At 66.7% G+C, this 21,279-nt stretch carries 20 protein-coding genes; 18 read left to right on the top strand and 2 right to left on the bottom strand.

All coding sequences use genetic code 11. The annotated features are described in order from the left end of the window. The first annotated feature begins 33 nt into the window (after window positions 1–33). The 13 genes from bamA to AC1DYK_RS18530 all read left to right on the top strand — a co-directional run bounded on the left by bamA (window position 34) and on the right by AC1DYK_RS18530 (window position 14,403). On the top strand, window positions 34–2,442 hold the full coding sequence (bamA, locus tag AC1DYK_RS18590; protein WP_478167651.1) for an outer membrane protein assembly factor BamA: 2,409 nt from the start codon (window positions 34–36) through the stop codon (window positions 2,440–2,442). After that, window positions 2,442–2,972: an OmpH/Skp family outer membrane protein gene (locus AC1DYK_RS18585; RefSeq protein WP_478167650.1), complete on the top strand. Its 531-nt coding sequence runs from the start codon at window positions 2,442–2,444 to the stop codon at window positions 2,970–2,972. Before bamA ends, AC1DYK_RS18585 begins: the two co-directional genes overlap by 1 nt. Window positions 2,973–2,986: 14 nt before the next feature. Continuing rightward, window positions 2,987–3,973, top strand: coding sequence for a UDP-3-O-(3-hydroxymyristoyl)glucosamine N-acyltransferase (gene lpxD, locus AC1DYK_RS18580; RefSeq protein WP_478167649.1), 987 nt, complete (start codon window positions 2,987–2,989; stop codon window positions 3,971–3,973). Then, window positions 3,970–4,419, top strand: coding sequence for a 3-hydroxyacyl-ACP dehydratase FabZ (fabZ, locus tag AC1DYK_RS18575; RefSeq protein WP_442282566.1), 450 nt, complete (start codon window positions 3,970–3,972; stop codon window positions 4,417–4,419). Before lpxD ends, fabZ begins: the two co-directional genes overlap by 4 nt. 13 nt (window positions 4,420–4,432) lie before the next feature. Continuing rightward, the gene (gene lpxA / locus AC1DYK_RS18570) at window positions 4,433–5,221 is read left to right on the top strand and encodes an acyl-ACP--UDP-N-acetylglucosamine O-acyltransferase (RefSeq protein WP_478167648.1); all 789 of its coding nucleotides are present in this window, start codon (window positions 4,433–4,435) and stop codon (window positions 5,219–5,221) included. Window positions 5,222–5,407: 186 nt separating this feature from the next. Continuing rightward, entirely contained in the window at window positions 5,408–6,529 is a 1,122-nt protein-coding gene (lpxB, locus tag AC1DYK_RS18565; protein WP_478167647.1) for a lipid-A-disaccharide synthase, read from the top strand. Continuing rightward, on the top strand, window positions 6,501–7,160 hold the full coding sequence (rnhB, locus tag AC1DYK_RS18560; RefSeq protein ID WP_478155992.1) for a ribonuclease HII: 660 nt from the start codon (window positions 6,501–6,503) through the stop codon (window positions 7,158–7,160). The genes lpxB and rnhB overlap by 29 nt, the downstream gene beginning before the upstream one ends. Before the next feature lie 61 nt (window positions 7,161–7,221). Further along, complete coding sequence (locus tag AC1DYK_RS18555; RefSeq protein WP_478167646.1) at window positions 7,222–8,001, top strand: TrmH family RNA methyltransferase; 780 nt, start codon at window positions 7,222–7,224, stop codon at window positions 7,999–8,001. A gap of 145 nt (window positions 8,002–8,146) precedes the next feature. Next, the gene (gene carA / locus AC1DYK_RS18550) at window positions 8,147–9,331 is read left to right on the top strand and encodes a glutamine-hydrolyzing carbamoyl-phosphate synthase small subunit (RefSeq protein WP_478091079.1); all 1,185 of its coding nucleotides are present in this window, start codon (window positions 8,147–8,149) and stop codon (window positions 9,329–9,331) included. Continuing rightward, window positions 9,324–12,551 carry a carbamoyl-phosphate synthase large subunit gene (carB, locus tag AC1DYK_RS18545; protein WP_478167645.1) on the top strand — a complete coding sequence of 1,076 codons (3,228 nt, stop codon included), beginning with the start codon at window positions 9,324–9,326 and terminating at the stop codon, window positions 12,549–12,551. The genes carA and carB overlap by 8 nt, the downstream gene beginning before the upstream one ends. A gap of 9 nt (window positions 12,552–12,560) precedes the next feature. Then, window positions 12,561–13,430, top strand: a complete 870-nt coding sequence (locus tag AC1DYK_RS18540) for a Kdo hydroxylase family protein (RefSeq protein ID WP_478167644.1) — start codon at window positions 12,561–12,563, stop codon at window positions 13,428–13,430. 65 nt (window positions 13,431–13,495) lie between these two features. Then, window positions 13,496–13,972, top strand: coding sequence for a transcription elongation factor GreA (greA, locus tag AC1DYK_RS18535; RefSeq protein WP_478167643.1), 477 nt, complete (start codon window positions 13,496–13,498; stop codon window positions 13,970–13,972). Between the two features lie 17 nt (window positions 13,973–13,989). After that, window positions 13,990–14,403, top strand: a complete 414-nt coding sequence (locus AC1DYK_RS18530) for a DUF4149 domain-containing protein (RefSeq protein WP_478091086.1) — start codon at window positions 13,990–13,992, stop codon at window positions 14,401–14,403. On the opposite strand, the gene AC1DYK_RS18525 is transcribed toward AC1DYK_RS18530, so the two are convergent. Both AC1DYK_RS18525 and AC1DYK_RS18520 read right to left on the bottom strand, forming a co-directional pair. Next, window positions 14,404–15,168 carry a glycosyltransferase gene (locus AC1DYK_RS18525; RefSeq protein ID WP_478167642.1) on the bottom strand — a complete coding sequence of 255 codons (765 nt, stop codon included), beginning with the start codon at window positions 15,166–15,168 and terminating at the stop codon, window positions 14,404–14,406. It lies immediately after the preceding gene. Between the two features lie 2 nt (window positions 15,169–15,170). Further along, window positions 15,171–15,650 (bottom strand): YhbY family RNA-binding protein, encoded by a 480-nt coding sequence (locus tag AC1DYK_RS18520; protein ID WP_478167641.1) that lies wholly within the window; start codon window positions 15,648–15,650, stop codon window positions 15,171–15,173. Window positions 15,651–15,670: 20 nt separating this feature from the next. Between AC1DYK_RS18520 and AC1DYK_RS18515 the strand changes: the two genes are divergently transcribed. The 5 genes from AC1DYK_RS18515 to AC1DYK_RS18495 all read left to right on the top strand — a co-directional run bounded on the left by AC1DYK_RS18515 (window position 15,671) and on the right by AC1DYK_RS18495 (window position 21,245). Then, window positions 15,671–16,339 (top strand): RlmE family RNA methyltransferase, encoded by a 669-nt coding sequence (locus AC1DYK_RS18515; protein ID WP_478167640.1) that lies wholly within the window; start codon window positions 15,671–15,673, stop codon window positions 16,337–16,339. Between the two features lie 148 nt (window positions 16,340–16,487). After that, window positions 16,488–18,404, top strand: coding sequence for an ATP-dependent zinc metalloprotease FtsH (gene ftsH / locus AC1DYK_RS18510; RefSeq protein ID WP_478155986.1), 1,917 nt, complete (start codon window positions 16,488–16,490; stop codon window positions 18,402–18,404). Window positions 18,405–18,531: 127 nt separating this feature from the next. Further along, complete coding sequence (gene folP, locus AC1DYK_RS18505) at window positions 18,532–19,395, top strand: dihydropteroate synthase (protein ID WP_478167639.1); 864 nt, start codon at window positions 18,532–18,534, stop codon at window positions 19,393–19,395. Continuing rightward, complete coding sequence (glmM, locus tag AC1DYK_RS18500; protein ID WP_478167638.1) at window positions 19,392–20,726, top strand: phosphoglucosamine mutase; 1,335 nt, start codon at window positions 19,392–19,394, stop codon at window positions 20,724–20,726. The genes folP and glmM overlap by 4 nt, the downstream gene beginning before the upstream one ends. Before the next feature lie 12 nt (window positions 20,727–20,738). After that, window positions 20,739–21,245 carry a GNAT family N-acetyltransferase gene (locus AC1DYK_RS18495; RefSeq protein ID WP_478167637.1) on the top strand — a complete coding sequence of 169 codons (507 nt, stop codon included), beginning with the start codon at window positions 20,739–20,741 and terminating at the stop codon, window positions 21,243–21,245. Window positions 21,246–21,279: the final 34 nt, after the last annotated feature.

Raw genomic sequence — 21,279 nt, 5'->3', positions numbered from 1 at the left:
GCCAGCCCTTTCCGGCTCTGGCTCAATTCACAGATGAACACAACATTCAGTCGCTTTCGCTTGCGCAGCGTTGCCGCGGTAGTGGCCAGCGCGCTGGCGGCCACGGCAGCCTGGGCGGTCGAGCCTTTCACCGTTCGCGACATCCGTGTCGAGGGCCTGCAGCGCGTCGAGCCGGGGACCATCTTCGCCTCGATGCCGCTGCGCGTGGGCGACACCTACAGCGACGAGCGTGGATCGGCAGCGATCCGGGCGCTGTTCGATCTGGGCCTGTTCAAGGACGTGCGCATCGACGTCAACGGCAACGTGCTGGTGGTGATCGTCGAGGAGCGGCCGACCATTGCCGACGTCGACTTCGTCGGCACCAAGGAATTCGACAAGGCAGCGCTCCAGAAGGCGCTGCGCGAAGTCGGCCTGGCCGACGGACGCCCCTACGACAAGGCGCTGACCGACCGCGCCGAGCAGGAGCTCAAGCGCCAGTACGTGAGCCGCAGCCTCTACAACGCGCAAGTGGTGACCACGGTCACGCCGATCGAGCGCAATCGTGTCAATCTGACCTTCACCGTGACCGAAGGCGAATCGGCCCGCATTCGCGAAGTGCACATCGCCGGCAACAAGGACTTCAGCGAATCGACCCTGTTGAGCCTGTTCGACCAGGACAGCGGCGGCTGGCTCAGCTGGTACACCAAGTCCAACCAGTACTCGCGCGCCAAGCTCAACGCCGACCTCGAGACCCTGCGCTCCTACTACCTCACGCGCGGCTATCTCGAATTCCGCATCGACTCGACGCAGGTCGCGATCTCGCCGGACCGGCAGGATCTGTCGGTCACGGTCAACATCAGCGAAGGAGACAAGTTCGTGGTCTCCGGCGTCAAGCTCGAAGGCAACTACCTGGGCCGCGAGGAAGAGTTCAAGACGCTCGTCGCGATCAAGCCCGGCGAGCCCTACAACGCCGAGCAGCTTGCCCAGACGACCAAGGCCTTCTCCGACTATTTCGGCTCCTTCGGCTATGCCTTCGCGCGCGTGAAAGCCACGCCCGAGATCGACCGCACCACCAACCGGGTGGCGTTGACGCTGGAGGCCGAACCCGAGCGCCGGGTCTATGTGCGACGTGTCGCCATCGGCGGCAACAACCGCACGCGCGACGAAGTGATCCGGCGCGAGTTCCGCCAGTACGAGGCTTCCTGGTACGACGGCGACAAGATCAAGTTGTCGCGCGACCGCGTCGACCGCCTCGGCTTCTTCACCGAAGTCACGGTCGACACGCAGGAAGTGCCGGGCGTGCCCGACCAGGTCGACCTGACGATCGCGGTGACCGAGAAGCCGACCGGCTCGCTGCAGTTGGGCGCCGGCTTCTCCAGCGCGGACAAGATCAGCCTGACCTTCGGTATTTCGCAGGAAAACGTGTTCGGCTCGGGCAACTACCTGGGCGTGCAGGTCAACACCAGCAAGTACAACCGTACGCTGTCTCTGATCACCACCGACCCCTACTTCACCAAGGAAGGGATCTCGCGCAGCTTCAGCCTGTACACGACCACCACCCAGCCGTACTACAGCAACATCGACGGCAACTACAAGTTGACCAACGAAGGCGCGACCCTCCGGTTCGGCGTGCCCTTCAGCGAACGCGACACGGTCTACTTCGGGGCTGGCCTGGAGCGCTACCGCTTCGACCCGGGTTCCTCGCTCGCGGGCTATACGCCCAGCTCCTATCAGAGCTACTTCGGCTGCGTGACGAGCAGTGGCGGGGCCCTCCTGTACTGCGGCAACGCCTCGGTCTGGGGCATTCCGCTGACCATCGGCTGGGCCCGTGACAACCGCGACAGTGCATTGGTCCCGACCAGCGGCGTCCTGCAGCGCGCCAACCTCGAGGTCGGCGTCGGTGGCGACATGAAGTACTACAAGACCAGCTACCAGTACCAGCAGTACTTCCCGCTTAACAAGCAGTACACCTTCGCGATCAACGGCGATGTGGGCTATGCCGGGGCCTACGGTGGCCAGGTATACCCGATCTTCAAGAATTTCTATGCCGGTGGCCTGGGCTCGGTTCGCGGCTTCGAGCAGAACTCGCTCGGCCCGCGCGACATTCCGTTGATCGGCCAGACCGAAGGCGCCGCACTCGGCGGTATCAAGAAGGCGATCTTCAATGCCGAACTGAGCACCCCGTTCCCGGGTGCCGGCAATGACCGCACGCTGCGCCTCTACACCTTCCTCGACGTCGGCAACGTGTTCGGCGACCGCACCCCATGGTCGACCGATGCGCAGTGGGATTCGATCAAGAAGCTGCGCGCATCCGTCGGCCTGGGCGTCAGCTGGATCTCGCCGCTGGGTCCGCTGCGCCTGGCCTACGCCTTCCCGGTCGTGTACCAGAAGGAAGATATCGCCCAGCAAATCCCGGAGGATAGAATCCAACGCCTGCAATTCCAGATCGGAACCACCTTCTAATGACTCCATTGTTCCGTGCCGCCTGTGCGCTGCTCGTTCCCGCTTTCATGGCCGTGGCAATGCCCGCCCATGCGCAGGAAACGTTCCGCATCGGTTTCGTCAATCCTGACCGGGTGCTGCGCGAAGCGCAGCCGGCGAAAGCTGCCCAGGCCAAGCTGGAGGCCGAGTTCCTCAAGCGGGAGAAGGATCTGACGGCACAGGGCGCGGCGCTGAAGGCGGCGTCCGAGCAGTTCGAGCGGGAGGCGCCGACGCTGTCCGAAAGCCAGCGCGTGATGCGCCAGCGGGCCTTGGTCGACCAGGATCGCGACTTCCAGCGTCGCCGTCGCGAATTTCAGGAAGATCTGAACGCACGGAAGAACGAGGAACTGCAGCAGGTTTACGAGCGCGCCAACCGCGTGGTCAAGCAGGTGGCCGAGGCTGAAAAGTACGACGCGATCCTCCAGGAAGCGATCTACATCAACCCCAAGCACGACATCACCGAAAAGGTGATCAAGGCGCTCAATGCGTCGACCTCGGCCGGCGGCAAGTAGCGCCGTCAATCGGCGTGGCACTGCGACTAGGCGCAATCGTTGAAGCTCTCGGAGGCGAACTCCAGGGCGATTCCGGGCTTTCGATCGAGCGGCTGGCGCCGCTGGCGACGGCGCAGGCCGACGCGATCGCGTTCCTGAGCAATCCCAGGTACCAGAAGGAACTGGCGGCGTCCCGTGCCGGCTGCGTGATCGTTGCGCCGTCCATGCGCGAAGCGGCGGCCGCGCGCGGCGCCTTCATCGAGACGCCCGATCCCTACCTGTACTTCGCGCGACTCACCCAGTTCTGGAAGAAGTCCCATGCCAGGCCCGAGGCGCAGCGCATCCACCCCAGCGCGGTGATCGATCCGCAAGCGTCGATCGACCCCAGCGCGCGCATCGGCGCGCTGTGCGTGGTCGAGCGCGGCGCCCGCATCGGTGCCGACACGGTGCTCAAGTCGAACGTGACCGTCAGCGAAGACTGCGTGATCGGTGCGCGCTGCCTGCTGCATCCGGGTGTCGTCATCGGCGCCGACGGCTTCGGACTGGCGCCGCACGAGGGCGCCTGGGTGAAGATCGAGCAGCTCGGCGCGGTGCGCATCGGCGACGACGTCGAGATCGGCGCCAACACCTGCATCGATCGCGGGGCGCTCGAAGACACGGTGATCGAAGACGGCGTCAAGCTCGACAACCTGATCCAGATCGGCCACAACGTGCGCATCGGCCGCCACACGGCGATGGCGGGCTGCGCCGCGGTCGCCGGCAGCGCCACCATCGGCGCCCACTGCACGATCGGCGGCCGGGCCGGAGTGCTCGGCCACCTGACGATCGCCGACCACGTGCACATCTCGTCGACCTCGCTGGTGACGCGATCCATTCTCAAGCCCGGCCACTACACCGGCGTGTTTCCCATCGACGACAATGCCGCCTGGGAAAAGAACGCCGCCACACTCAAGCAATTGCACAGTCTGCGGGACCGGCTGAAGGCCCTGGAAAAAATGACGAAGCAGGACCCCAAACCATGACGACGACGATCGATATTCACGAAATCCTCAAACTGCTTCCGCACCGATACCCGTTCCTGCTGGTGGACCGCGTGCTCGACATGGAGAAGGGCAAGCGCATCACGGCACTCAAGAACGTGACCATGAACGAGCCGTTCTTCAATGGCCACTTTCCGCATCGCCCGGTGATGCCTGGCGTGCTGATGCTGGAGGCGATGGCGCAGGCCGCGGCCCTGCTGTCGTTCCGTTCGCTCGACATCGTTCCCGACGACAACACCATCTACTACTTCGCGGCGATCGACGGTGCGCGCTTCAAGCGGCCGGTCGAACCCGGCGACCAGCTCATCCTCGAAGTCGAGATCGAACGCATGAAGGCCGGTATTTCCAAGTTCAAGGGCCGCGCCATGGTCGGCACCGAACTGGCTTGCGAAGCCACCCTGATGTGCGCGATGCGCCAGATCAGCTGAACCTGCGCTCGGCATGACCCTGATTCATTCGACGGCCATCGTCGACCCCAAGGCCGAGCTCGACCCCACGGTCAGCGTCGGCCCCTATGCCGTCATCGGTGCGCAGGTGCGCATCGGTGCCGGCACCACGGTCGGCGCCCACTGCGTGATCGAAGGCCGGACCACGCTCGGGCGCGACAACCGTGTGTTCCAGTTCGCCTCGCTCGGCGCGGAGCCGCAGGACAAGAAGTACGCGGGCGAACCGACCCAGCTGGAGATCGGCGACCGCAACACGATCCGCGAATTCTGCACCTTCAACCTCGGCACTGTGCAGGACATCGGCACCACCCGCATCGGTGACGACAACTGGATCATGGCCTACGTGCACATCGCGCACGATTGCCAGCTCGGCAACCAGATCACGATGGCCAACAACGCGACGCTCGCCGGACACGTGCAGGTGGGCGACTGGGCCACCATCGGCGGCCTGACCGGCGTGCTGCAGCGCATGCGCATCGGCTCCCATGCGATGGTCGGCTTCGCCAGCCACGTCGGCAAGGACATCCCGCCTTTCATGGTGGTGGACGGCAATCCGCTGGCGGTGCGCGGCGTCAACCTGGTCGGGCTGCGCCGGCGCGAATTCTCCAATGCGCGCATCGCGGCCGTCCGCGAGATGCACAAGCTGATCTATCGCCAGGGCAAGACGCTCGACGAGGCGCGGACCGCGCTCGCCGCGCTGGCCGCGGACACGCCCGAAGCCGCGGCGGATGCGGTGCTGATGGACGCCTTCCTCGGAAGCTCGGCCAGCGGCATCGCCCGCTGACCGCATCGATGACACACCATTCAGTTTTCCCCCATGCTGCCGCCTGACCCGCGGCGCATGGAACCGGCGCCGCCAGATGCCAGGGATACCGCGGAACCGGCTTCGCCGGGCCGCTGGCATCGCCCCCTTGAGGGGGAGGCGCCTCAGGCGCATCGGGGGAGTTCCATCTCAGCGCGTCGTTTCGCGATGGTCGCGGGCGAGGCCTCGGGAGACCTGCTGGCGGGCCTGATGCTCGATGGACTGCAGGCCCGCTGGCCGGCGATGCAGGCGGCCGGCATCGGTGGCCCGCAGATGCTGGCGCGCGGCTTCGAGACCTGGTGGCCCCAGGAGAAGCTGGCGGTGAGCGGCTATGTCGAAGTGCTGCGGCACTATGCCGAGATCGCCGGCATCCGACGCCAGTTGCGCGCCCGGCTGCTGCGCGAGTCGCCAGAGATCTTCATCGGCGTCGATGCGCCGGATTTCAATCTCGACCTGGAAGCCGGCCTGCGCGCGCGCGGCATCAAGACAGCGCATTTCGTCTGCCCCTCGATCTGGGCCTGGCGGCCGGAGCGGGTCGTGAAGCTGCGCGCAGCCGCCGATCACGTGCTGTGCATCTTTCCGTTCGAGCCTGCCTTGCTCGAGAAACACGGCATTGCCGCGACGTATGTCGGCCATCCGCTGGCCAAGGTGATCCCGATGACGCCCGATCGCGACGCGGCGCGCGCGGCGCTCGGGCTGGACCCTCAGGCCCAGGTGGTCGCGATCCTGCCCGGCAGCCGGCGCTCGGAGCTGCGCCACCTGGCGGCCTTGTTCTTCGCGGCCGCGGCGCTGATGCTGAAATCCCGGCCCGGGCTGAGCTTCATCTGCCCGGTGCTGCCGAACCTCCGGGCCGAGATGGAACAGGTGCTGCAGGCGAGCGGCCTGGCGGGCCGGGTGACGCTGCTCGACGGCCGCTCCCACACGGCGCTGGCGGCTTGCGACGTCACGCTGATCGCCAGCGGAACCGCCACGCTGGAGGCGGCGCTCTTCAAGCGCCCGATGGTGATCTCCTACCGTGTGAACCCGCTGACCTGGCGGCTGGTCATGAAGCGCAAGCAACTGCAGCCCTGGGTCGGCCTGCCCAACATCCTGAGCGGCGAGTTCGTGGTGCCCGAGGTGCTTCAGGATGCCGCGACGCCGCAGGCGCTGGCCGAGGCAACGCTGGCCTGGCTCGCTTCGCCGGACAAGGTTCACGCCTTGCAACAACGTTTTTGCGCGATGCACGCAGAATTGCTGCGCGATACGCCGACACTGTGCGCCGATGCAATCCAGAAAGTTCTTGAAGGCTGAGCAGGCCCGGCTGGTCTGGGACGGTCCCGGGTTGCTGGCGGGCGTCGACGAAGCGGGCCGTGGCCCGTTGGCCGGCCCGGTGGTGGCCGCGGCCGTGATCCTCGACGACCAGCGGCCGATCCGCGGCCTGGCCGATTCGAAGACGCTGACCGCGCTGCAGCGCGAGCGCCTCCATGACCAGATCCTGGCCAAGGCCCTGTGCTGCTCGGTCGCGCAGGCCAGCGTCGAGGAGATCGACACCCACAACATCCTGCAGGCGACCATGCTGGCGATGCGGCGCGCGGTCGAGGGCCTGCGGCTGAAGCCGGTCAAGGTGCTGGTCGACGGCAACCGGCTGCCCACGCTCAGCGTGCTGGCCGAAGCGATCGTCAAGGGCGACGCCAGGGTCAAGGCGATCTCGGCCGCCTCGATCCTGGCCAAGGTGCACCGCGACCGGCTTTGCGAAGGCCTGCACGCCGAGTTTCCGCAGTACGGCTTTGCCGGCCACAAGGGCTATGGCACGCCCGAGCATCTCGAGGCGCTGCTGCGCCATGGCGCCTGCGTGCACCACCGCCGGTCCTTCAGCCCGGTCGCCGCGGCGCTGGCGCGGGCGGCCGATCCGGCGTCCGGCCTGAGCGGGAGCCCCGCGTGAGCGCCGCGCCGCGCCGCCCCAGGCAAGCTCGCACTGCAGTGCGAAGCACGAAGGTTTCCCAATGAGCGTTGACGACGTCAGCCACGTCACTTCGAGGGACAACCCGCTCCTCAAGGAATTGCGCAAGCTCGCCCACGACCCGGGCGCCTACCGCAAGAACGGCCGCGTCTGGCTCGAAGGCGACCACCTGTGCCGCGCCGCGCGCGAGCGCGGCGTGCGGCCGGCGGTCGCGGTGTTCGCCGAATCGCTCTGGCCGGCGGTGCGCCACGAATGGGCTGGCGCGGCCGCCAAGACCGTGGTGCTGGCCGACGCGCTGCTGGCCGGGGTCAGCGGCCTCGAATCGCCGGCGCCGATGGGCTTCGTGCTCGACCTGCCGGCCCGGCCCGCGGTCGAAGCGATGGCTCCGACCGTGGTCCTCGACCGCCTGCAGGACGCCGGCAATGTCGGCTCGATCCTGCGCAGCGCCGCGGCCTTTGGCTTTATCCAGGTGGTCGCGCTCAAGGGCACAGCGGCGCTGTGGGCGCCCAAGGTGCTGCGCGCCGGCATGGGGGCCCATTTCGGCCTGCGGCTGATCGAAGGCGTCGAAATCGACGCCCTGGACGCGCTCGCGGTGCCCTGGATCGCCACCAGCTCGCACCGCGGCGACTGGCTGCATCGCACGCGGCTGCCGTTTCCCTGCGCCTGGCTGATGGGGCACGAAGGGCAGGGCGTCTGCGCCGAACTGGAGGCCAAGGCGTCGCGCCATGTGCGCATTGCGCAGCCGGGCGGCGAGGAATCGCTCAACGTAGCCGCAGCGGCTGCGATCTGCTTGTATGCAAGTGCTTCCGGAGCCGATTCATAACCCGGCGCCGGGTATAATCAAGGGCTTTCCCGCTCACACCCCGCCCTCAGCGCACGCAAGCCAACTCCTCGACGAAAGTCGCAGCCCACAGTCACGATTTGGACGACTTGGGTTCGCTTTGGGCGTCATCCATCCGGAGATCCCAGTGCTTTTGTCTCTCAAGGGAAAATTCCCGCCCGCCATCCTGGCGCTTGCAGACGGCACGGTCTTTCTCGGCAACTCGATCGGCGCCACCGGCGTCACGACCGGCGAAGTGGTGTTCAACACCGCCATGACCGGTTACCAGGAAATCCTGACCGACCCGAGCTACTGCCAGCAGATCGTGACCCTCACGTACCCGCACATCGGCAACTATGGCGTCAACGAGGAAGACATCGAGGCCGACAAGATCCATGCCGCCGGCCTGATCATCAAGGACCTGCCGCTGGTCGCGTCCAACTTCCGCCAGACTGCCACGCTGACGGAATACCTCGTGCGCGGCAACACGGTCGCCATTGCCGACATCGACACCCGCAAGCTCACCCGCCATCTGCGCACGAATGGCGCCCAGAACGGCTGCATCCTCGGCCTCGCCGAAGGTGAGGCCGTCAGCCAGGCGCTGATCGACAAGGCCGTGGCCGCCGCCAAGGCCGCGCCCAGCATGGCCGGCCTCGACCTCGCCCGCGTGGTGTCGGTCAAGGAAACCTACGAGTGGACCCAGACCGAGTGGAAGCTGGGCTCGGGCTACGGCGTGCAGATCACGCCCAAGTTCCACGTCGTCGCCTTCGACTACGGCGTCAAGAAGAATATTTTGCGCATGATCGCCCAGCGCGGCGCGCGCATCACGGTGGTGCCGGCGCAGACGCCGGCGGCCGACGTGCTCAAGCTGCGCCCTGACGGCATCTTCCTGGCGAACGGCCCGGGGGACCCGGAGCCCTGCGACTACGCGATCTCGGCGGTGAAGGAGCTGATCGAGACCGGCATCCCGACCTTCGGCATCTGCCTGGGCCACCAGATCATGGCGCTGGCGTCCGGCGCCAAGACCTTCAAGATGAAGTTCGGCCACCACGGCGCCAACCATCCCGTGAAGGACCTGGACAACGGCCGCGTCAGCATCACGAGCCAGAACCACGGCTTCGCGGTCGACGAGAAGAGCCTGCCGGCCAACCTGCGCCCGACCCACATCAGCCTGTTCGACAACACGCTGCAGGGCCTGGCCCGCACCGACAAGCCCGCGTTCTGCTTCCAGGGCCACCCCGAGGCCTCGCCCGGCCCGCATGACATCGGCTACCTGTTCGACCGCTTCACGGCACTCATGCAAAGTCACAAAGAAGGACAGAAGAATGCCTAAGCGCACAGATCTGAAGAGCATCCTCATCATTGGCGCCGGCCCGATCATCATCGGCCAGGCCTGCGAGTTCGACTACTCCGGCGTGCAGGCCTGCAAGGCGCTGCGCGAGGAGGGCTACAAGGTCATCCTGATCAACAGCAACCCGGCGACGATCATGACCGACCCGGCCACGGCCGACGTCATCTACATCGAGCCGATCACCTGGCAGACGGTCGAGAAGATCATCGTCAAGGAGCGTCCCGACGCGATCCTGCCGACCATGGGCGGCCAAACCGCGCTGAATTGCGCCTTGGACCTGTGGCGCAACGGTGTGCTCGACAAGTACAAGGTCGAGCTGATCGGCGCCACGCCCGAAGCCATCGACAAGGCCGAGGACCGCCTGAAGTTCAAGGACGCGATGACCAAGATCGGCCTCGGTTCGGCGCGTTCGGGCATCGCCCATTCGCTCGACGAGGCCTGGGCCGTGCAGAAGACGGTCGGCTTCCCCGTAGTGATCCGCCCGAGCTTCACGCTTGGCGGCACCGGCGGCGGCATCGCCTACAACCCGGAAGAGTTCGAGACCATCTGCAAGCGCGGCCTGGAAGCCTCGCCGACCAACGAGTTGCTGATCGAAGAGTCGCTGCTCGGCTGGAAAGAGTACGAGATGGAGGTCGTGCGCGACAAGGCCGACAACTGCATCATCGTCTGCTCGATCGAGAATCTCGACCCGATGGGCGTGCACACCGGCGACTCGATCACGGTGGCGCCCGCGCAGACCCTGTCCGACAAGGAATACCAGATCCTGCGCAACGCCTCGCTGGCCGTGCTGCGCGAGATCGGCGTCGACACGGGCGGCTCGAACGTCCAGTTCTCGATCAATCCGAAGGACGGCCGGATGGTCGTGATCGAGATGAACCCGCGCGTCTCGCGCTCGTCGGCGCTGGCCTCCAAGGCCACCGGTTTCCCGATCGCCAAGGTCGCGGCCAAGCTGGCGGTCGGCTACACGCTCGACGAACTGCGCAACGAGATCACCGGCGGCGCCACGCCCGCGAGCTTCGAGCCCAGCATCGACTACGTGGTGACCAAGATCCCGCGCTTCGCGTTCGAGAAATTCCCGCAGGCCGACTCGCGCCTGACGACGCAGATGAAGTCGGTCGGCGAGGTGATGGCCATGGGCCGTACCTTCCAGGAGTCGTTCCAGAAGGCCCTGCGCGGGCTCGAAGTCGGCGTCGACGGCCTGAACGAGAAGACGCAGGACCGCGAAGTGCTCGAGAAGGAACTCGGCGAGCCCGGCCCGGACCGCATCTGGTACGTCGGCGATGCCTTCGCGATGGGCCTGAGCGTCGACGAAGTCTTCGCGCTGACCAAGATCGATCCGTGGTTCCTGGTGCAGATCGAGGAGATCGTGAAGATCGAGCTCGAACTGGAAACCAAGTCGCTCGACGAGATCGACAAGGCCACGCTGCTGGCGCTGAAGAAGAAGGGCTTCTCCGACCGCCGCCTGGCGCGCCAGCTGAAGACCACCGACACCGCGATCCGCGAGAAGCGCCGCGCCCTGGGCGTGCGCCCGGTCTACAAGCGGGTCGACACCTGCGCGGCCGAATTCGCCACCAACACCGCCTACATGTACTCGACCTACGAGGACGAGTGCGAAGCCGCGCCGACCACCAACAAGAAGATCATGGTGCTCGGCGGCGGACCGAACCGCATCGGCCAGGGCATCGAGTTCGACTACTGCTGCGTGCATGCCGCGCTCGCGATGCGCGAGGACGGCTACGAGACCATCATGGTCAACTGCAATCCCGAGACTGTGTCGACCGACTACGACACCAGCGACCGCCTGTACTTTGAGCCGCTCACGCTCGAGGATGTGCTCGAGATCGTCGACAAGGAAAAGCCGACCGGCGTGATCGTGCAGTACGGCGGCCAGACGCCGCTCAAGCTCGCGCTCGATCTCGAAGCCAACGGCGTGCCGATCATCGGCACCAGCCCCGACATGATCGACGCCGCCGAGGACCGCGAGCGCTTCCAGAAGCTGCTGCACGAGCTCGGCCTGCGCCAGCCGCCGAACGCCACCGCGCGCACCGAGCCGGAGGCCCTCGAGAAGGCGGCCGCGCTGGGCTATCCGCTGGTGGTGCGCCCGAGCTACGTGCTCGGCGGCCGTGCGATGGAGATCGTCCACGAGCAGCGCGACCTCGAGCGCTACATGCGCGAGGCGGTCAAGGTCAGCAACGATTCGCCGGTGCTGCTGGACCGCTTCCTCAACGACGCGGTCGAATGCGATGTCGACTGCCTGCGCGATGCCGAGGGCACGACCCTGATCGGCGGCGTGATGGAGCACATCGAGCAGGCCGGCGTGCATTCGGGCGACTCGGCCTGTTCGCTGCCGCCCTACAGCCTGAAGGCCGAGACCGTGGCCGAACTCAAGCGCCAGAGCGCCGCGATGGCCAAGGCGCTGAACGTGATCGGTCTCATGAACGTCCAGTTCGCGATCCAGGAGAAAGACGGCAAGGACGTGATCTACGTGCTCGAGGTCAACCCGCGCGCGTCGCGCACCGTGCCCTATGTGAGCAAGGCGACCGGCATCCAGCTGGCCAAGGTCGCGGCCCGCTGCATGGCCGGCCAGTCGCTGAAGTCGCAAGGTGTGACGAAGGAAGTCACGCCGCCGTACTTCAGCGTCAAGGAGGCCGTGTTCCCGTTCGTCAAGTTCCCGGGCGTGGACACCATCCTCGGCCCCGAGATGAAGTCCACCGGCGAGGTGATGGGCGTGGGCAAGACCTTCGGGGAGGCCTTCGTGAAGTCGCAGATCGGCGCCGGCACCATCCTGCCGAAGTCCGGCAAGGTTTTCATTTCGGTCAAGAACAACGACAAGGCACGGGCCGTCGAAGTCGCCCGCGGCCTTGCCAAGCTCGGCTTCGTGCTGATCGCGACCAAGGGCACGGCCGCGGCGATCAGCGCCGCGGGCATCGCCTGCGCGGTGGTCAACAAGGTCACCGAGGGTCGTCCGCACATCGTCGACATGATCAAGAACAACGAGATCGCGCTGGTCATCAACACGGTCGAGGAGCGCCGCAATGCGATCGCCGACTCGCGCCAGATCCGCACTTCGGCGCTGCTGGCCCGCGTGACCACCTTCACGACGATCTTCGGGGCCGAAGCGGCGGTCGAAGGCATGCAGCATATGGACGAACTCGGTGTCATCTCCATCCAGGAGATGCACGAGCAGCTGGCGAACGCCTGAGTACCCGCCATGGAAACGCAGCTGGTCGAGCTCGGCCTCGAGGACTGGAGCGCCGCCACGCCGAACGAGGCGTGGATCGCGGCGCTCGAGGCCGGCAAGGTGCTGTACTTTCCGCGGCTGGGTTTCGACCTGCTGCCCGAGGAACAGGCCTTGTTGTCGCCCACGGTGCTGTCGCCCGACGTTCGCAACATCAGCCTCGATGCCAATGGGCGCCTCAAGGGCGTGGCGGGCGACGAGGCCCGGCAGCGCGCGGTGGCGGAGATGGTCGGACGCTTCCGCACCCAGGCGCAGCAGCTGATTCACGGGCTGCTCCCTCATTACGTGCCGGCGCTGCGGCTGGCGCCGACCAGCTACCGGCCGGCGCAGGTCGAGACGCGGGTCCAGTCATGGCGCGCCGACGATCGCCGACTGCATGTCGACTCCTTTCCTTCGCGGCCCAACTACGGCGAGCGCATCCTGCGCGTGTTCACCAACGTGAATCCGCAGGGCGCTCCGCGTGTCTGGCGGGTCGGCGAGCCCTTCGAAACGGTCGCCAGGCGCTTCCTGCCGCGCGCCAAGCCCTACTCGCGCTGGCAGGCCAGGATGCTTCGCACGCTGCGCGTGACCAAGTCGCTGCGCAGCGAATACGACCACCTGATGCTGCAGTTGCACGACAGCATGAAGTCCGACCTGGACTACCAGGAAAACAGCGAGCAGCAAACCGTGCCGTTTCCGGCCGGATCGGTGTGGGTCTGCTTCTCGGACCAGACCCCGCACGCGGTGATGTCGGGCCAGTACATGCTCGAGCAGACCCTTCATCTGCCCGCTGCGAGGCAATACAATCCCGATTCGAGCCCGCTCGCGATCCTGAGCCGGCTGACCGGACGCACGCTCGTCTGAACTTTTTTTCTCCCTTCGACCGCCGAACGGCAGCGTTCGGCGGTTTCGCTTTCTGGAGCAACGAAATGGCAACCATCCCCATCACCAAGCGCGGCGCAGAGAAGTTGCGCGAAGAACTGCAACGGCTCAAGACGGTGGACCGCCCGTGGGTCATCAACTCGATCGCCGAGGCGCGCGCCCAGGGCGACCTCAGCGAGAACGCCGAGTACGAGGCGGCCAAGGACCGCCAGGGCTTCATCGAAGGCCGCATCCAGGACATCGAAGGCAAGCTGTCGGCGGCCCAGATCATCGATCCGACCGGGCTCGACGCCGGCGGCAGGGTGGTGTTCGGCTCGACGGTCGAACTCGAGGACGAGAAGACCGGCGAGGCCGTCAAGTACCAGATCGTCGGCGAGGACGAAGCCGACCTCAAGCTGGGCCTCGTCAACGTCTCCAGCCCCATCGCGCGCGCGCTGATCGGCAAGGAAGAGGGCGACACGGCCGAGGTGCAGGCGCCCGGCGGCGTGAAGCGCTACGAGATCGTCGGCGTCAGCTACCTCTGAGCGGGCCTGCGCGACGCATGAAGGACCGCATCGCCCTGCTCGTCGCCGCTTTCTGGTGGGGCAGCCTCTCGACCATCGGCTTTCTGGTGGTGCCGATGCTGTTCGCGCGGCTCGGCAATCCGGCCGTGGCGGGCAACTTTGCCGGCCAGCTGTTCGCGGCCCAGACCTGGGTCGCGCTGGCCTGCGGGCTGGTGCTGCTGGTGCATTTCCGCGCGCAGGCCGGCGAGCGCATCGAAGGGCCGGCGCGCACCGCGATCGGCCTCGTCATCACCGCGCTGCTGCTGGCACTGCTGCAACAGTACGCGGTCGCGCCCCACATCCTGGCGCGCGAGAACCTCAAGCTCTGGCACTCGCTGGGCAGCGCGATGTACCTGGGCCAGTGGCTCTGCGCCGGCGCCCTGCTGTGGCGCCTGGGTCGCCGATCGGCCTGATCAGGCCTTCCAGAAGCTGGTGATCCAGCGCGCCGGCCGGATGAACCGGAAGCGCCGGTTGCGCCGTCCGGCCAGGGCGTCGGGCGGATTGCATTCCCCGTGAAAGACCATGATCCTTGCGCCTTCCGGCACGAAGGGTTCGCGCCAGTAGTTGGTCGGCCAGGTCGGGATCCCGTGGTACTTGAAGCTCGGGCACCAGGCCTCGGGCCAGTAGGCGAGCTTGCCCTTGCGATGCATGAAATCCGACAGGTAGGCCTGCTCGTTGCGGTGTTCGGCCTGCACCGCGTCCATGTTCTGGCGAAAGTGCGCCAGAACGTCGGGGTGCGCACCGATCTCGAAGCGGTACACCGAGGAATTCCCGGTGATGCGCCGGCGCCGCCAGGGGCGCTCGTAGTCGTGGATGATGAGGAATTCGCCCGGCTGCTCGAAGAAGGCGTCGAGGCTGCCGACCACCACCACGTCGAGGTCGACGAACAGCGCGGTACCGCGCAGTCCGTACAGGTCGGCCTCGAAGGTGGTCAGCTTCTTCCAGGCCCGGTCCGGCTGGCCCGGCGCCAGTTCCAGGTCCAGCGGCGGAATCGGGAAGCACTGTACCTCGCTGCGGATGCCGTGGGGGTCATCGGTCAGGCAGACGAAGCTGAAGTCGCCCTTCAGATGGCGCCGCACCATCGCATAGAGGCGGTTGACGTAGTCGGGCCCGTACTTGGTGCCCCATTTCATGCACAGGATGTGCCGCCGCGGCTGGCTCGCTGTCTCGCTCGGCATCCTCAGTCTGCCTGGTTCCGCTTCTTGGCCGAGAGCGGCCGCTTGGCCTTGGCGCGCTTGATGGTGCCCCCTGGCGTGAGCCGCTGGTTGCCGAGCACGCGCAGGGTCTTGATCTCGGGCCGCTGGCCGGCGCGCTTGCTGTACTTGATGACCTTGACGTCGCGCGGGCCGGGCATCCGGTCCTCGTCGATCGCGCGCTCCTTCTCGGGAATCGGCCGCCAGAGCACCAGCAGCTTGCCGATGTGCTGGATCGGCGCAGCGTCGAGTTCGTCGGACAGGGTCTGGAGCATCGCTTCGCGCGCGGCGCGATCGTCGGAGAAGACGCGCACCTTGATCAGGCCGTGGGCCTTGAGCGCGGCGTCGGCCTCCTTCTTGACGGCCGGTGTCAGCCCGTCGCCGCCGATCATCACGATCGGGTCCAGATGGTGCGCTTCGGAGCGGTGCACCTTGCGCTGCGCAGGGGTAAGTTGTATGGCGGGCATCCCCGTATTATCGAGTGTCAATGAATCCAAAACCAAAAGCCAAGAAGCTCAACAAGGCGTGGCTGCACGATCACCTCAACGATCCCTACGTCAAACTGGCCAATCGGGAGGGTTACCGCGCCCGGGCCGCCTACAAACTCAAGGAGATCGACGAGACGCTGGGACTGATCCGTCCGGGCCACCTGGTGGTCGACCTGGGCTCCACGCCCGGCGCCTGGAGCCAGTACGTGCGGCGGCGGATGTCGCCCGCCGGGGCGGCTTCGGGCGAGCTGGCCGGCACCATCATCGCGCTCGACATCCTGCCGATGGAGCCGATCGAGGGGGTCACCTTCCTGCAGGGCGACTTCCGCGAAGCCGAGGTGCTGGAGCGGCTCGCCACCGCCCTGGGCGGCCGGCTGGCCGACGTCGTGGTCTCGGACATGGCGCCCAACCTGTCGGGAATCGCCTCGGCGGACACGGCGCGCATCGCCCACCTGATCGAGCTGGCGATCGACTTCGCCCGCCACTACATGAAACCCGAGGGCGCACTGGTCGCAAAACTGTTCCATGGCAGCGGCTACGCGGAGCTCACTCGGCTCTTCAAGGACAATTTCCGCACTGTGAAGCCCATCAAACCCAAGGCTTCGCGCGACAAATCGTCCGAGACCTTCATGGTCGGCATCGGCCTCAAGAGTCTGGATACCAATTGATACGTGTCAAAAACCGCTCCCGCGCCATGGCTGCTCTAGGGGGATTCACGGGTTTTCGCAGGTTGAAAAGCCTAAAATAGGCACCAATTGCCGCCCACAGTGCGCTTTTTGGTTTTTATTTTTTGCGCGCCCCCGACTGGAGCTTCGTTTGAACAATCAGTGGTTTTCCAAAGTTGCCGTTTGGCTCGTCATCGCGATGGTGTTGTTCACTGTGTTCAAGCAGTTCGACACCCGCGGCGTGGCCGGAGCCGGCAACATCGGCTACAGCGACTTCCTCGAGGAAGTTCGCGGCAACCGCATCAAGAGCGCGACGATCCAGGAAGGTCAGGGTGGCAGCGAGATCGTCGCGATCACCAATGACGACCGGAAGATCCGCACCACCGCCACCTACCTCGACCGCGGCCTGGTCGGCGACCTGATCGCCAACAACGTCAAGTTCGACGTCAAGCCGCGCGAAGAGGGCTCGCTCCTCATGACGCTGCTGGTCAGCTGGGGCCCGATGCTGCTGCTGATCGGCGTCTGGGTCTATTTCATGCGCCAGATGCAGGGCGGCGGCAAGGGCGGCGCCTTCAGCTTCGGCAAGAGCAAGGCCCGGATGCTTGACGAGAACAGCAACCAGGTCACCTTCGCCGACGTCGCGGGCTGCGACGAGGCCAAGGAAGAGGTCAAGGAGGTGGTCGACTTCCTCAAGGACCCGGCCAAGTTCCAGAAGCTCGGTGGCCGCATTCCGCGCGGCCTGCTGCTGGTCGGCCCCCCGGGCACCGGCAAGACCCTGCTGGCCAAGAGCATCGCGGGCGAGGCCAAGGTGCCGTTCTTCTCGATCTCGGGCTCCGATTTCGTCGAGATGTTCGTCGGCGTGGGCGCGGCCCGCGTGCGCGACATGTTCGAGAACGCCAAGAAGAACGCCCCGTGCATCATCTTCATCGATGAAATCGACGCCGTCGGCCGCCAGCGCGGTGCCGGCCTGGGCGGCGGCAACGACGAGCGCGAGCAGACCCTGAACCAGATGCTGGTCGAGATGGACGGCTTCGAGACCAACCTCGGCGTGATCGTGGTGGCCGCGACCAACCGTCCCGACATCCTCGACGCCGCGCTGCTGCGCCCGGGTCGCTTCGACCGCCAGGTCTACGTGACGCTGCCCGACATCCGCGGCCGCGAGCAGATCCTCAATGTCCACATGCGCAAGGTGCCGCTGGGCCAGGACGTGAACCCCAGCGTCATCGCGCGCGGCACGCCCGGCATGTCGGGCGCCGACCTGGCCAATCTCTGCAACGAGGCCGCATTGATGGCCGCGCGCCGCAATGCACGCGTGGTCGAGATGCAGGACTTCGAGAAGGCCAAGGACAAGATCTTCATGGGCCCCGAGCGCAAGAGCATGGTGATGCCCGAGGAAGAGCGCCGCAACACGGCCTACCACGAGTCCGGCCACGCGCTCATCGGCAAGCTGCTGCCCAAGTGCGATCCGGTGCACAAGGTGACGATCATCCCGCGCGGCCGTGCGCTGGGCGTGACCATGAGCCTGCCGGCGCAAGACCGCTACAGCTACGACCGCGAGTACATGCTGAACCAGATCAGCATGCTGTTCGGCGGCCGTATCGCCGAAGAGGTGTTCATGCACCAGATGACCACCGGCGCCAGCAACGACTTCGAGCGTGCGACCCAGATCGCCCGCGACATGGTGATGCGCTACGGCATGACCGAATCGCTGGGCCCGATGGTCTACGCCGAGAACGAGGGCGAGGTGTTCCTCGGCCGCTCGGTCACCAAGACCACCAACATGAGCGAGTCGACCATGCAGAAGGTCGATGCCGAAGTGCGCCGCATCATCGACGAGCAGTACGCCCTGGCGCGCCGCCTGATCGAGGAGAACAGCGACAAGATGCATTCGATGGCCAAGGCCCTGCTCGAGTGGGAGACCATCGACTCCGAGCAACTCGACGACATCATGGCCGGCCGCGCACCGCGTCCGCCCAAGGACTGGACGCCGCGCATTCCGCCTTCGGGCAGCGGTGGAAGCGGCGGCACGCCGGCGGTGAATCCCGACCCGGCACCGACCGCCGCCTGAGCATGATGCTCTGGCAATCAACGGGGCCACTGGCCCCGTTTTTTTTGGCCGGGTGCAAGGCATGAGCGCCGCGCCGGGCCGCTCCCAAGCAAGCTCGCACCGCAGCGCGCAGCACGGAGCTCACCCTATGAGCCGAGGCGTCTGGCGCACTTCGCGCTTCGCCATCGATCTGGCACGGCCGCAGGTGATGGGTATCGTCAACGTCACGCCCGATTCCTTTTCCGACGGCGGTGCGCACGCATCGACCCAGGCCGCAGTCGCGCACTGCATTCGGCTGGTCGAGGAGGGCGCCGACATCCTGGACATCGGCGGCGAGTCGACCCGGCCCGGCAGTCCGGCGGTGCCGCTCGACGCCGAGCTGGCGCGGGTGCTGCCGGTGGTGCGCGAAGCGCTGACGCTGCGGGTGCCGGTCTCGGTCGACACCTACAAGCCCGAAGTGATGCGTGCGGTGCTGGCGCTGGGCGCCGACATCGTCAACGACGTCTGGGCGCTGCGGCAGCCTGGCGCGATGCAGGCGGTGGCGGCGCATCCCGCCTGCGGAATCTGCCTGATGCACATGCACCGCGATCCGCAGACGATGCAGGCGACGCCGATGGAAGGCGACGTGGTCCCCGTGGTACGCGCCTTTCTCGAGCAGCAGGCCGAGGCCTTGCTGGCGCTGAAGGTCGACGCATCGCGCATCGTGCTCGACCCGGGCATCGGCTTCGGCAAGACCGTCGAACAGAATTTCGCACTGCTGGAGCGTCAGCGGGAGTTGCTTGTCGCGGGCTGGCCCCTGCTGGCCGGCTGGTCGCGCAAGTCCTCGCTCGGCGCGGTGACCGGCATCGAGCGGGCGAGCGAACGCATGGTGCCCAGCGTGGCCGCAGCCCTGATGGCGGTCGAACGGGGCGCCGCGATCGTGCGCGTGCACGATGTGCGCGAGACCGTCGCCGCGCTGGCCGTATGGCGGGCGATGAGGCAGGAACAACAAACAGAGGATCAACAGCAATGACGAGAAGATATTTCGGCACCGATGGCATCCGCGGCACGGTGGGCCAACCGCCGATCACGCCGGATTTCGTGTTGCGACTCGCTCATGCGGTCGGCCGCGTGCTCAAGAAGACCGAGGCGCGTCCCACGGTGCTGATCGGCAAGGACACGCGCATCTCGGGCTACATGCTCGAGTCGGCGCTCGAGTCCGGATTCAATTCGGCCGGCGTCGACGTGGTGTTGCTCGGGCCACTGCCCACGCCCGGCGTCGCCTACCTGACGCGCGCGCAGCGCGCCAGCTTGGGCGTGGTGATCAGCGCCAGCCACAACGCCTTTCCCGACAACGGCATCAAGTTCTTCAGCGCCCAGGGCACCAAGCTCAGCGACGAGTGGGAACTGGCGGTCGAGGCGGCGCTCGAGGAAGCGCCCGCCTGGGCCGACTCGGCCCAGCTCGGCAAGGCGCGCCGGCTCAATGACGCGCCCGGGCGCTACACCGAATTCTGCAAGAGCACCTTCGCCTACGACCTCACGCTGCGTGGCCTGAAGCTGGTGGTCGACGGCGCCCATGGCGCTGCCTACCAGGTGGCGCCACAGGTGTTCCATGAACTGGGCGCTGACGTGGTCAGCATCGGCTGCGCGCCCGACGGGCTCAACATCAACAAGGGCTTCGGCGCCACCCACCCGCAGGCACTGATCGATGCGGTGCGGGCGCAGGGTGCGCACTACGGCATCGCGCTCGATGGCGATGCCGATCGGCTGCAGCTGGTGGATGCCAGCGGGCGCCTCTTCAACGGCGACGAGCTGCTCTACCTGATGGTGAGGGAGCGCATCGCGCGCGGCGAGAAACCTGCGGGCGTGGTCGGTACGCTGATGACCAACAAGGCGATCGAGGTGGCACTGAAGGAGCAGGGCATCGAGTTCGTGCGGGCCAAGGTGGGCGACCGCTATGTGCTCGAAGAGCTCGAGAAGCGTCGCTGGCTGCTCGGTGGCGAGGGCTCGGGTCACCTGCTCGCGCTCGACCGCCACACGACCGGCGACGGCATCGTGAGCGCGCTCCAGGTGCTGCAGGCCTGCGTGCGCAGCGGCCGGCGCGTGGATGAGCTGCTGGCCGGCGTCACCCTGTTTCCGCAGACCCTCATCAATGTCCGTCTGGCCGAGGGGCAGGACTGGAAGGCCAACGCCGCGCTGGCGGCCGAGAGTGAACGCGCGGAGGCCGCCCTCGGCGACACCGGCCGTGTGTTGATCCGCGCCAGCGGCACCGAGCCGCTGTTGCGCGTGATGGTCGAAGCGCGCGATGCGGCGCAGGCCGAGGCCTGGGCCAGCCGTATCGCCGCCACCTTGAAGCCGGCCTGAGGCGCGAGTGGCATGAGCTCGAGCCCGAATCTCGCCCCTGCCATCGACCTGGTGCTGGCCGACTACCGGGACCCCGCGCATGCGCACGCGGTGGTCTCCCTGCTGGACGCCTATGCACGCGACCCGGCCGGCGGCGGCGCGGCGCTGGCGCCGGAAGTACTGGCCGGCCTGCCCGAGGCCCTGGCGGCACGACCCCAGGCTTTCAGCGTGCTGGCCTACGACGGCGAGCGGCCGGTCGGGCTGGTCAACTGCATCGAGGGCTTCTCGACCTTCGCCTGCCGGCCGCTGGTCAATGTGCACGACGTGGTTGTGCTGGCCAGCCACCGCGGCCGAAGGGTGGCGCAACGCATGCTGGCGCGCGTCGAGGCCGAGGCCCGCGCCCGCGGCGCCTGCAAGCTCACGCTCGAGGTGCTGTCGGGCAACCGCAGCGCGCTGCGGGCCTACGAGCGCGAGGGTTTTGCCAGCTACCAGCTGGATCCGGCCTTCGGCTCGGCGATGTTCCTGCAGAAAAAGCTGTAAAAAAGCCGCCGACACCCGTGGGTGCGGCGGCTCG

The organism is Variovorax sp. P2_H12, assembly GCF_056403395.1.
The sequence above is the reverse complement of the archived record's forward strand: the minus strand, read 5'-3'. Positions and strand labels throughout refer to the sequence as shown.

What these genes read in the sequence shown, in the direction of transcription:
- bamA (WP_478167651.1), top strand. Translation starts at nt 34, where the DNA reads ATGAACACAACATTCAGTCGCTTTCGCTTGCGCAGCGTTGCCGCGGTA.
- AC1DYK_RS18585 (WP_478167650.1), top strand. Translation starts at nt 2,442, where the DNA reads ATGACTCCATTGTTCCGTGCCGCCTGTGCGCTGCTCGTTCCCGCTTTC.
- fabZ (WP_442282566.1), top strand. Translation starts at nt 3,970, where the DNA reads ATGACGACGACGATCGATATTCACGAAATCCTCAAACTGCTTCCGCAC.
- lpxA (WP_478167648.1), top strand. Translation starts at nt 4,433, where the DNA reads ATGACCCTGATTCATTCGACGGCCATCGTCGACCCCAAGGCCGAGCTC.
- lpxB (WP_478167647.1), top strand. Translation starts at nt 5,408, where the DNA reads ATGGTCGCGGGCGAGGCCTCGGGAGACCTGCTGGCGGGCCTGATGCTC.
- rnhB (WP_478155992.1), top strand. Translation starts at nt 6,501, where the DNA reads ATGCAATCCAGAAAGTTCTTGAAGGCTGAGCAGGCCCGGCTGGTCTGG.
- AC1DYK_RS18555 (WP_478167646.1), top strand. Translation starts at nt 7,222, where the DNA reads ATGAGCGTTGACGACGTCAGCCACGTCACTTCGAGGGACAACCCGCTC.
- carB (WP_478167645.1), top strand. Translation starts at nt 9,324, where the DNA reads ATGCCTAAGCGCACAGATCTGAAGAGCATCCTCATCATTGGCGCCGGC.
- AC1DYK_RS18540 (WP_478167644.1), top strand. Translation starts at nt 12,561, where the DNA reads ATGGAAACGCAGCTGGTCGAGCTCGGCCTCGAGGACTGGAGCGCCGCC.
- greA (WP_478167643.1), top strand. Translation starts at nt 13,496, where the DNA reads ATGGCAACCATCCCCATCACCAAGCGCGGCGCAGAGAAGTTGCGCGAA.
- AC1DYK_RS18530 (WP_478091086.1), top strand. Translation starts at nt 13,990, where the DNA reads ATGAAGGACCGCATCGCCCTGCTCGTCGCCGCTTTCTGGTGGGGCAGC.
- AC1DYK_RS18525 (WP_478167642.1), bottom strand. Translation starts at nt 15,168, where the DNA reads ATGCCGAGCGAGACAGCGAGCCAGCCGCGGCGGCACATCCTGTGCATG.
- AC1DYK_RS18520 (WP_478167641.1), bottom strand. Translation starts at nt 15,650, where the DNA reads ATGCCCGCCATACAACTTACCCCTGCGCAGCGCAAGGTGCACCGCTCC.
- AC1DYK_RS18515 (WP_478167640.1), top strand. Translation starts at nt 15,671, where the DNA reads ATGAATCCAAAACCAAAAGCCAAGAAGCTCAACAAGGCGTGGCTGCAC.
- folP (WP_478167639.1), top strand. Translation starts at nt 18,532, where the DNA reads ATGAGCCGAGGCGTCTGGCGCACTTCGCGCTTCGCCATCGATCTGGCA.
- glmM (WP_478167638.1), top strand. Translation starts at nt 19,392, where the DNA reads ATGACGAGAAGATATTTCGGCACCGATGGCATCCGCGGCACGGTGGGC.
- AC1DYK_RS18495 (WP_478167637.1), top strand. Translation starts at nt 20,739, where the DNA reads ATGAGCTCGAGCCCGAATCTCGCCCCTGCCATCGACCTGGTGCTGGCC.